Here is an 8,813-nt window from a genome sequence, read left to right as displayed (position 1 = left end):
CTCAGGGACTGAGCCAGACGCCAATGCCGGGAACAGCCGAGAACCTTGTAGGAGCTGGCTTGCCAGCGAAAGCGATGTGTCAGCATCATGGATGCTGGCTGATCGAATGCCTTCGCTGGCAAGCCAGTTCCTCAGGGACTGAGCCAGACGCCAATGCCCGGAACAGCCGAGAACCTTGTAGGAGCTGGCTTGCCAGCGAAAGCGATGTGTCAGCAACATGGATGCTGGCTGATCGAATGCCTTCGCTGGCAAGCCAGTTCCTCAGGGACTGAGCCAGACGCCAATGCCCGGAACAGCCGAGAACCTTGTAGGAGCTGGCTTGCCAGCGAAAGCGATGTGTCAGCAACATGGATGCTGGCTGATCGAATGCCTTCGCTGGCAAGCCAGTTCCTCAGGGACTGAGCCAGACGCCAATGCCCGGAACAGCCGAGAACCTTGTAGGAGCTGGCTTGCCAGCGAAAGCGATGTGTCAGCAACATGGATGCTGGCTGATCGAATGCCTTCGCTGGCAAGCCAGCCCCCACAGGGACTGCGCCAGACGCCAATGCCGGTGTTGCGGAGCCATCGATATCGATCATGACGCCTATCAGGCCCATAGCCAGCCTTGATTCGCCGCCCCTGCCGAGCGCGCCTATTCTTCATTCCATGAGTTCAATACGGATCGAGGATCGGCATCATGGGCAAACGTCACCCCAACCTTCCCGCCTGGCAATGGCGAGCGTACCCGAACAATCATCAGCACCCGACCAACCTGGTGCTGCACCTGATCGCGGTGCCGCTGTTCATCGTGGCGTTTTTGCTGATCGTTTCCGGTGTGTTCAGCCTGAGCCTGGCCAACGTCGCCATCGGCGTGATCGGTGTGATTGCCGCGCTGGCCTTGCAACGCCACGGCCACAGCCTGGAGGTGCAAATCGCCGAACCGTTCAGTGACCGTAGGGATGCAATTTCGCGGCTGTTGGTCGAGCAATTCCTGACCTTTCCGCGGTTTTTCCTCAGCGGCGGTTGGTGGCGCGCATGGCGTGAGCGCCACCGCCGTCACTGATCAGGCGAACACCGTCACCGTCTGCCGGCTCATCGCAATCAGCCGCCCGTCCGCGCTCCACATTTTCGCGGCGGCATGCCCGTAGCCGTCGGCGGCGTGTTCGGTTTCGACCAGGTATTTGCACCAATCCAGCGTGGTCAGTTCCAATAGCGGCTGCACGAATTCGATGGTCCACGTCAGCGTACTGCCCATCGCCGGTTTCTTCAGGAACGGCATCAGGGCCGGCGGCCAGGCATCCACCAGTGCCAGGATATGCGCCTCGCTGATGGCCTCTTCCTTCACATCGCCGCGCAAGCGCACCCAGCCGCCCATTTGCCGCGAGGTGCTACCGCTGAATGGCAGCCCGCCGACACTCCAGCGCATCGCCAGATGCCGCATGAACTCCGGGATGACGCCTTCGATAAAGGGCAATTCCTGGCATTCGTCCCAGTGCTTCATTGGCGGTGCCGGCTCAGCAACCACTGCGACTTCCGAGGGCCGCGAGGCGCCAAAGCTGCCCTGGATCAGCGTCACCACTTGCCCCTTCTGCACCGCCCGGCCCAACACCTGGCTGACGGCCTTGCCTTCACGCAGCACGTCGACTTCAAAACTGACCGGCACCTCTGGCTCGACCGGGCCGACGAAGGTAATCGCCAACGAACGCACCGGGCGATCCGCCGGCACCTGCGCGCGCATGGCTTCGTACTGCAAAGCGGCCACCAGGCCACCAAAACTGGCCCGCCCTTGCGCCCAGGAGGCCGGAATAGACAGCTCCTGCGGCTGGCTACGGACAGCGTCAAGCAGGTCGGAAAAGCGCATGGGAACCTCAATGGAAGGAAAAAGACCTGGCGATCTTAACCATCTGGCGCAGCAGAAACATCGCCTATTCCGGCCAAATTGACTGACAGATAAGTCGCCCACGCCTCGCGCCGAACACAATCCCCTGTGGGAGCGAGCCTGCGCGCGAAGAGGCCATCAGCTCCAGCATCCATGCCGACTGACATACCGCTTTCGCGAGCAAGCTCGCTCCTACAAGGGTTCTAGGGTGATCTCAGGATTTGAAGCAATCGCGGCTGAGTTTTTCCAGCACCTTGTCGGCGCGGCGCTCCGCCGTGGCCATGGTGGCTTTCCACATGGGCACGCAAGGTTGCAAATCCGCTTCTTGTTCAGCCATCGCCAACCATTGCACGCAATCGTGCCAGTCCCCCAGTGCGCCCTGGGCGGCCTTCAATCGGGGCATGGCTTTTTTGGGCAATCGGTCCAGCTCGGGGTAGGCATCGATGCCATAACGCACACGCTTGATCAACAAGCGCAACCGATGACGGTCGTGGGCCGGGTCGTGCAGCGCCTCGTCGAGTTTTTTCCATTGCTTGCCCAGGCGTTTTTCGACGCGCTGGCGCAACCCCTTGAGCAAGCCCTGACGCTGGGCGGCGCGCAGAAACCGGGGAAAAGCATCGAGGACGATCAACAATTGCGCGAGCTCGGCACTGCCTGCCACGGCCGGATAGGCCTCGGCCATTTGCGCAATGCGTCGCTGTGCGGCTTGCGGTTGATGGTGCTCAAGCAAGTACCCCGCCAGCACCTCACGGTCGCGCAACGGCGTGGTTAGATCGCCGACCCGCGAGGCGGCCGCTTCCAGTTGCTCGACACCGGGCAACCCGCGCAAGGGACGCAGCAGGCTGCGTAGCCGGCGCATCGTGGTGCGCAGGTCGTGCAATGCTTCAGGGTCAGTCCGCTCGTTGAGCCGTGCCTGACAGGCCAGCAGACGAATTTCCAGGCCCAGGACATGAGCCACCAACCGATCGATCATGGGGGTTTACTCCGGTAAACAGGCCTGCCAGCCAGGGTGACGTCAGGTCACGTCAATATTCGAGAGCCTTTCGCCGGCAAGCCGACTCCTACAGGACTAGCACTGTTTAGCGCCCCGCGCGCGACTCGCGGATATAGAAGCGGGCCTTCTCGGCTTTGCTCGCGCACCCTTCGAACCCTTCGAATTGTTGCTGGGTCTTGGCAGCGGTCAACAACGACAAGGCTTTGGAGTAGCTGACGGTCCCGGCGAAACCTTCAGCCTTGGCCAGGTCCAGTTCATGCCATGCAGCGTCCAGGTTGCTACCACAGCTGTCGCGATAGGCGGTTTTACCGGCACAACCGGCAAGCGCCAGGGCAATCAATGGTACGCAGATCCAGGCTTTCATCATTTACTCCTCGAAGATAGGTCAACAGTCGTGCAGGTAAGACGGTCCGGCACCTGAAAAGTGCCGTTGGTCCACTGTGCAAACTATAGTGCTGGCGAGAATAACCTTGCGCCGCCATGGAGTGTCGAAAATACGACGCTCCCACTCCCTCGAACGACCATGGCGATTGATGCCTGGCCCTCGAAGGGTGCATTGTTGAACCATTCAGACGAGGGCGATTCATGAAAAAGCGTGTCGCACTGGTATTGGGCTCGGGTGGAGCCAGGGGTTATGCACATATCGGGGTTATTGAAGAGATTGAACGGCGCGGCTATGACATTGCCTGCATCGCCGGTTGTTCCATGGGGGCAGTGGTCGGCGGCATCTACGCCGCCGGCAAACTCAACGAGTACCGCGACTGGATCGAGCGCCTGGATTACCTCGATGTGTTGCGCCTGGTGGACGTCAGTTTTCGCCTGGGGGCGATTCGCGGCGAGAAGGTCTTCGGGCAGATCCGCAAGATTGTCGGCGAGATCAATATCGAAGACCTGCGCATTCCCTACACCGCTGTCGCCGCCGACCTGACCAACCAGCAGGAAATCTGGTTCCAGGAAGGCTGCCTGCACCAGGCGATGCGCGCCTCGGCGGCGATTCCCAGCCTGTTTACTCCGGTGATGCAGGGCAACCGCATGCTGGTCGATGGCGGGATTCTCAATCCGTTGCCGATCGTGCCAGTGGTATCGAGCCATTGCGACTTGATCATCGCGGTCAACCTCAACTCCACCAACCAGCGTCACTATCAGCTGCCAGTGATCCAGCGCCCCGCCGCGTTCAGGACCCGCTTCGACAGCCTGATCAATTCCCTCGGTTCGAAGTTGCCGTTCCGTCGCAAACCAGCCGAGCAATTGTTGATCCTGGAACAAGAAGCGCTGCGGGCCGAAGGCGCGGACCTCAATCCATGGATCCAATCCGCCGAACCCGAGGCGCAACAACCCGCCGCCGCTCCGGAGGCCAGTGCCGCGCCGCGCTCCGCCACTGGTTCGTTCATCATCGACAACGTCGGGCCGGCGTCACTGCTGGACTTGATCAACCAGAGTTTCGAGGTGATGCAGACGTCGTTGGCGCAATACAAGATTGCCGGGTATCCGCCAGACATTCTGATCAACGTGCCCAAGCGCGTGTGTCGTTTTTTCGAGTTCTACAAGGCGCCGGAGCTGATCGCGCTGGGGCGCGAGATTGCGCGGGATACGCTGGACCGGTATGAGAATGAGCAGAACTGATTGTCTGGAAGTTCTCGATTGAATGTGAGGCCCTCATCGCGAGCAGGCTCACTCCTACAGGGGATTGCATTCCAAATGCAGGAGCGGGCTTGCCCGCGATGGGGCTGGATCATTCAGCGCGAAACTAAAGGCTGTCCTCACTCAACAACCGATACCCCACGCCCGCCTCGGTCCCAATGAACCGAGGCCGGGTCGGGTCATCCGCGAGCTTCTGCCGCAAATGCCCGACCACGATGCGCAGGTAATGCGTGTCTTCGGTGTGGGTCGGCCCCCAGATGTCCTTGAGCAATTGCTGCTGGGTGATCACCCGCCCCGGATGCCGCGCCAATTGCGCCAGCACCGCATACTCCTTGCGGGTCAGCGCGACTTCGGTACCGTCGAGCAGCACCCGGCGATACGCCAGGTCGACCGTCAATGGGCCGAAGCTCAGCGCCGCGGGTTGGACCTCGCCCACCGGTGCCTGGCGCAGCAACGCCCGAATCCGCGCGAGGAATTCCTGGATGCCGAACGGCTTGGTCACGTAGTCGTTGGCGCCACCGTCCAGGGCCTCGACCTTCTGCCCTTCACCGGCGCGCACCGACAGCACCAATACCGGCGCCGTCGACCACTCGCGAAACTCGCGCAGCACCTGCTGGCCATCCATGTCCGGAAGGCCCAAATCAAGCACCAGCAAATCCGGTTTGTTCAACGCCGCTTGCGCCAGGCCTTCGTTGCCGGTGCCAGCCTCCAGTACTTTGTAACCCTGGGAAGCCAGGCTGATGCGCAGGAACTTGCGGATCTGCGGTTCGTCGTCGATGACCAAAATGGTCGCGGTCTGGCTCATGAATTCACATCGATGCAATGAAGTGGCAAAAGAGTAGCGCAAGTGCGATCAGGCTTCACTTTCGTAACCTGGCTGAGCCTGCAGCGGCAGGTGCAAGGTGATGCAGGTGCCGCGCCCGTCTATGCCGTCGGCGACGCTGATGCGTCCGCCGTGGGCACCGACCATGCCCTGGCAGATCGCCAATCCCAGCCCGGTGCCTTGCCCGCCACGATCACCTCGCGCGGCGGTGTAGAACATGTCGAAAATCTTCGCCCGGTCCTCCTCCGGAATGCCCGGGCCTTCATCGCTGACCGAGAAAAACAGCTCCCTGTCATCGGCCCCGGCGCGCAATTGCAAACGCCCGTTGGTTGGCGAAAATCGTGCGGCGTTTTCCAGCACGTTGATCAGTGCCTGCTCGATCAGCGCCGCATGCACGTACAGCAACGGTAACTGCGCCGGTACGTCGGTGCTGACCTGCAGCCACGCGAGCACAGCCCGCAGGCGATTGAGCGCACTGCCGACGATGTCCGCCGGCGACACCCAGTCCCGCGCCAGCTTCAAGGCACCGTGGCCGAGGCGAGTCATGTCGAGCAGGTTTTGAATGTAGCGGTCGAGGCGTTCGGCTTCATCGCGGGTGCCTTCGAGCAGCTCACGGCGATCTTCCAGCGGGATCGCTTCCCCCAAGGCCAGCAAACTGTCGATGCTGCCGCGCATCGAGGTCAGCGGTGTACGCAAGTCGTGGGACACGGAGGCCAGCAAGGCGCTGCGCAGTTGCTCGGTTTCGCCGTGCAGCCGCGCCGCTTCCAGGTCATCGGCCAGTTGCGCCCGGGCCAGCGCTTGGGCCAATGGTTGGCTCAGCGCGGTCAGCAAACGCCGGCGCTGGCCGCTCAGGGCCTGGCCTTCCCGGGCGCAGACGCCGAGCAATGCCAACGGGCCGTCCTCCACCGACAACGGCCACCACCACCAGCGGCCAAACGGCAGCGTGCCGGTGCCCGCTCCCGCCGGTTGATCGTGCTGCCACGCCCAGTCGGCGGCGGCGCGCTCGGCCTCGGTGAATTCCAGTGGGCCACCGGTTTCGACCTTCCAGCCATGTTGCCCGTCACGATTGAGCAGGCACAATTGCACATCGCTCCAGCCGTTGAGGTGCTGGGCAGCCGCGCTGACCACGGCCTGGCGGTCAGTGGCGGCGGTGAGTTTGCGCGACAGGTCGAGCAATTCGCTGGTCTCTTCCTGGGTATCGCGCAGGGCCTGCAATTGCCGGCGCTGACGTGCCGCAAGGTTGCCGGTGAGGGCCGCCATCAGCAGAAAAAACAGCAAGGTCAGCACGTCTTCTTCGCGCTGGATACTGAAGGAAAAATTCGGCGGAATGAACAGGAAGTCATAGGTCAGGAACGACAGCGCCGCACAGGCCAGCGCCGGCCCGAGGCTGCTGCGCACCGCCACCAGCAATACCGCAGCGAGAAACACCAACGAAATATTGGGCAGCGGCAGCACACTCGCCACGCCCCAGGCCAGGGCACTGGCCAACACTGTCGCCACCAGCGCCAGCGCATAGTCGAACCACACCAGCGACTGCATCGACCGCTGTCGGGGTTGATGTTGTGGGTGATCGCTGTCGAGAACGTTGATTTCCAGCCCACGCGCATTGCGCAGCAACCGCGCCGCCAGCCCGCCACCGAACAGACGCCGGCGCAAACGCGGCCGGGACTGACCGACCAGCACCAGGCTGGCGCGCCGTTCGGCGGCGTGCTGGATCAGGGTTTTCGCCACCTCCCCGGCACGTAGCAACACCACTTCGCCGCCCAGTCGCTCCGCCAGTTGCTGGGCACCTTGCAGGCGCAGGCGCGACTGCTCGTCACGCACACTGCCGTTATCCACATGCACCAGGCTCCAGGGCAGATGCCGACGCTGCGCCACGCGACTGGCGTGACGCACCAGGCGTTCGGCCTGGGCATCGCCATCGACGCCGACCAGCAAGCGCCCACGCACGGCCGGCGCCGCTTGACCGAGTTGTCGATAGCCCTGGGCCAGGTCGTTATCGACCTGCGCCGCCGCGGTCTGCATCGCCAGTTCACGCAGGGCTGTCAGGTTGGTTTGGGAAAAGAACGCGTCGATGGCCGCCCTAGCCTGCTCCGGCACATACACCTTGCCGTCACGCAGACGCTCCAGCAATTCTCGCGGTGGCAGGTCGATCAGCAGCAGTTCGTAGGCTTCCTGCAGTACCCAGTCCGGCAGGGTTTCGCGGACCTGCACGCCGGTGATGCCGCGCACCTGGTCGTTGAGACTTTCCAGGTGCTGGACGTTGACCGTGGTGTACACGTCGATGCCGGCGGCGAGCAATTCCTGAATGTCTTGCCAGCGTTTTTCATGACGGCTGCCCGGCGCGTTGCTGTGCGCCAGTTCGTCCACCAGCACCAGTTTCGGTTTGGCGGCGAGCAGCCCGTCGAGATCCATTTCTTCGAGCATCACGCCACGGTATTCCGAACGCACCAACGGCTGTTGCGGCAAGCCACTGAGCAAGGCTTCGGTCTCGGCCCGACCGTGGGTTTCGACGACGCCGGCGATGATCTTCACCCCCTGGCGCAGTTGGGTGTGGGCCGCTTGCAACATGGCGTAAGTCTTGCCGACACCCGGCGCGGCGCCGAGAAACACCTTGAGCCGGCCACGGCCATCGCGGGGCAGGTCTGCTAACAGCGCGTCGGCGCGGCCGGAGTTGCTCATGCTTGGGGATCTCTCATTCGGATGTTGAGTCGGTGACTGGTCGGGCCCCCTCGCCAGCAAGCCGGCTGCTACAGGGATGCGCGATCCGATGTGGGAGCGAGCCTGCTCGCGAATGGGTGCGCCGCTGAATTACAGTTTTTCCAGCGCCAGGTTCAACTCCAGCACATTCACCACGGGTGGCCCTACCAGCGGCTGCTCGATGTGGGCATCCAGCAGCTGTTGCAATGTCGCCACCGGCAGATTGCGCGCCGTCGCCACTCGCGCCAGTTGATAGGCAATTGCGGCCGGAGGCAAGTGTGGATCGAGACCGCTGCCGGAGGTGGTCACCAACGCCAATGGCACCGGTCCCTGCTCTGGCACCAACAGTTTGTTGGCATCGTCGATCACCCGCGTGGCCAGCGCCGGGTTGCTTGGCGACAGGTTGCTGGCACTGCTCGACACCGTGGCGAAAGCACCGGCCGAAGGACGCGGGTGGAACCAGGCGTCGCCTACAAAATCCTGGGCAATCAGCGAGGAGCCGCGGACCTTGCCCTCGGCATCTCTCACCAGGCTGCCATTGGCCTGGTCCGGGAATGCGACCTGGGCCACGCCGGTGACCACCAAGGGATAGGCGACGCCGGTGATCAGCGTCATCAGGACCAACAGGCTCAGGGCCGGGCGTATTAGAGTGGACATTTCATAATCCTCGAATTCAGTGAACACAGAAATCAATCTTGAGCACGCCACCAGACTGTGTGGCGAGGGGGCTTGCCCCCATTGGGTTACGCAGTAACCCCAAAACCGACTACCTCATTCCTTCAAACAGATAGCGAGAA

Annotated in this window: 8 protein-coding genes; 2 read left to right on the top strand and 6 right to left on the bottom strand. The window is 62.5% G+C overall.

Translation table 11 applies throughout. The features are described 5' to 3' along the window. Window positions 1–676: 676 nt before the first annotated feature. Window positions 677–1,042: a terminase gene (locus tag J1D76_RS03805; protein ID WP_421137100.1), complete on the top strand. Its 366-nt coding sequence runs from the start codon at window positions 677–679 to the stop codon at window positions 1,040–1,042. Here J1D76_RS03805 and J1D76_RS03800 read toward each other — a convergent pair whose 3' ends face one another. The 3 genes from J1D76_RS03800 to J1D76_RS03790 all read right to left on the bottom strand — a co-directional run bounded on the left by J1D76_RS03800 (window position 1,043) and on the right by J1D76_RS03790 (window position 3,216). Further along, on the bottom strand, window positions 1,043–1,840 hold the full coding sequence (locus tag J1D76_RS03800; protein WP_421137099.1) for an acyl-CoA thioesterase: 798 nt from the start codon (window positions 1,838–1,840) through the stop codon (window positions 1,043–1,045). A 232-nt stretch (window positions 1,841–2,072) separates the two neighbouring features. Continuing rightward, window positions 2,073–2,831 carry a CHAD domain-containing protein gene (locus J1D76_RS03795; protein WP_421137098.1) on the bottom strand — a complete coding sequence of 253 codons (759 nt, stop codon included), beginning with the start codon at window positions 2,829–2,831 and terminating at the stop codon, window positions 2,073–2,075. A gap of 106 nt (window positions 2,832–2,937) precedes the next feature. Further along, window positions 2,938–3,216, bottom strand: a complete 279-nt coding sequence (locus J1D76_RS03790; RefSeq protein WP_421137097.1) for a hypothetical protein — start codon at window positions 3,214–3,216, stop codon at window positions 2,938–2,940. 221 nt (window positions 3,217–3,437) lie between these two features. On the opposite strand from J1D76_RS03790, the gene J1D76_RS03785 reads away from it, so the two are divergent. Beyond that, window positions 3,438–4,475, top strand: coding sequence for a patatin-like phospholipase family protein (locus tag J1D76_RS03785; RefSeq protein ID WP_421137096.1), 1,038 nt, complete (start codon window positions 3,438–3,440; stop codon window positions 4,473–4,475). Between the two features lie 124 nt (window positions 4,476–4,599). On the opposite strand, the gene J1D76_RS03780 is transcribed toward J1D76_RS03785, so the two are convergent. The 3 genes from J1D76_RS03780 to kdpC form a co-directional block, all read right to left on the bottom strand. Continuing rightward, on the bottom strand, window positions 4,600–5,298 hold the full coding sequence (locus tag J1D76_RS03780; RefSeq protein WP_421137095.1) for a response regulator: 699 nt from the start codon (window positions 5,296–5,298) through the stop codon (window positions 4,600–4,602). Window positions 5,299–5,346: 48 nt separating this feature from the next. Beyond that, window positions 5,347–7,998 (bottom strand): DUF4118 domain-containing protein, encoded by a 2,652-nt coding sequence (locus J1D76_RS03775; RefSeq protein ID WP_421137094.1) that lies wholly within the window; start codon window positions 7,996–7,998, stop codon window positions 5,347–5,349. Window positions 7,999–8,127: 129 nt separating this feature from the next. Beyond that, complete coding sequence (kdpC, locus tag J1D76_RS03770) at window positions 8,128–8,673, bottom strand: potassium-transporting ATPase subunit KdpC (RefSeq protein ID WP_421137093.1); 546 nt, start codon at window positions 8,671–8,673, stop codon at window positions 8,128–8,130. Between the last annotated feature and the right edge of the window lie 140 nt (window positions 8,674–8,813).

Origin of the sequence: Pseudomonas sp. NFX15, from assembly GCF_049132105.1 — a bacterium.
Classification (GTDB): Bacteria; Pseudomonadota; Gammaproteobacteria; order Pseudomonadales; family Pseudomonadaceae; genus Aquipseudomonas.
This window is presented reverse-complemented; position numbering and strand designations above follow the sequence as displayed.

What these genes read in the sequence shown, in the direction of transcription:
- J1D76_RS03790 (WP_421137097.1), bottom strand. Translation starts at nt 3,216, where the DNA reads ATGAAAGCCTGGATCTGCGTACCATTGATTGCCCTGGCGCTTGCCGGT.
- J1D76_RS03800 (WP_421137099.1), bottom strand. Translation starts at nt 1,840, where the DNA reads ATGCGCTTTTCCGACCTGCTTGACGCTGTCCGTAGCCAGCCGCAGGAG.
- J1D76_RS03775 (WP_421137094.1), bottom strand. Translation starts at nt 7,998, where the DNA reads ATGAGCAACTCCGGCCGCGCCGACGCGCTGTTAGCAGACCTGCCCCGC.
- J1D76_RS03780 (WP_421137095.1), bottom strand. Translation starts at nt 5,298, where the DNA reads ATGAGCCAGACCGCGACCATTTTGGTCATCGACGACGAACCGCAGATC.
- J1D76_RS03795 (WP_421137098.1), bottom strand. Translation starts at nt 2,831, where the DNA reads ATGATCGATCGGTTGGTGGCTCATGTCCTGGGCCTGGAAATTCGTCTG.
- kdpC (WP_421137093.1), bottom strand. Translation starts at nt 8,673, where the DNA reads ATGTCCACTCTAATACGCCCGGCCCTGAGCCTGTTGGTCCTGATGACG.
- J1D76_RS03805 (WP_421137100.1), top strand. Translation starts at nt 677, where the DNA reads ATGGGCAAACGTCACCCCAACCTTCCCGCCTGGCAATGGCGAGCGTAC.
- J1D76_RS03785 (WP_421137096.1), top strand. Translation starts at nt 3,438, where the DNA reads ATGAAAAAGCGTGTCGCACTGGTATTGGGCTCGGGTGGAGCCAGGGGT.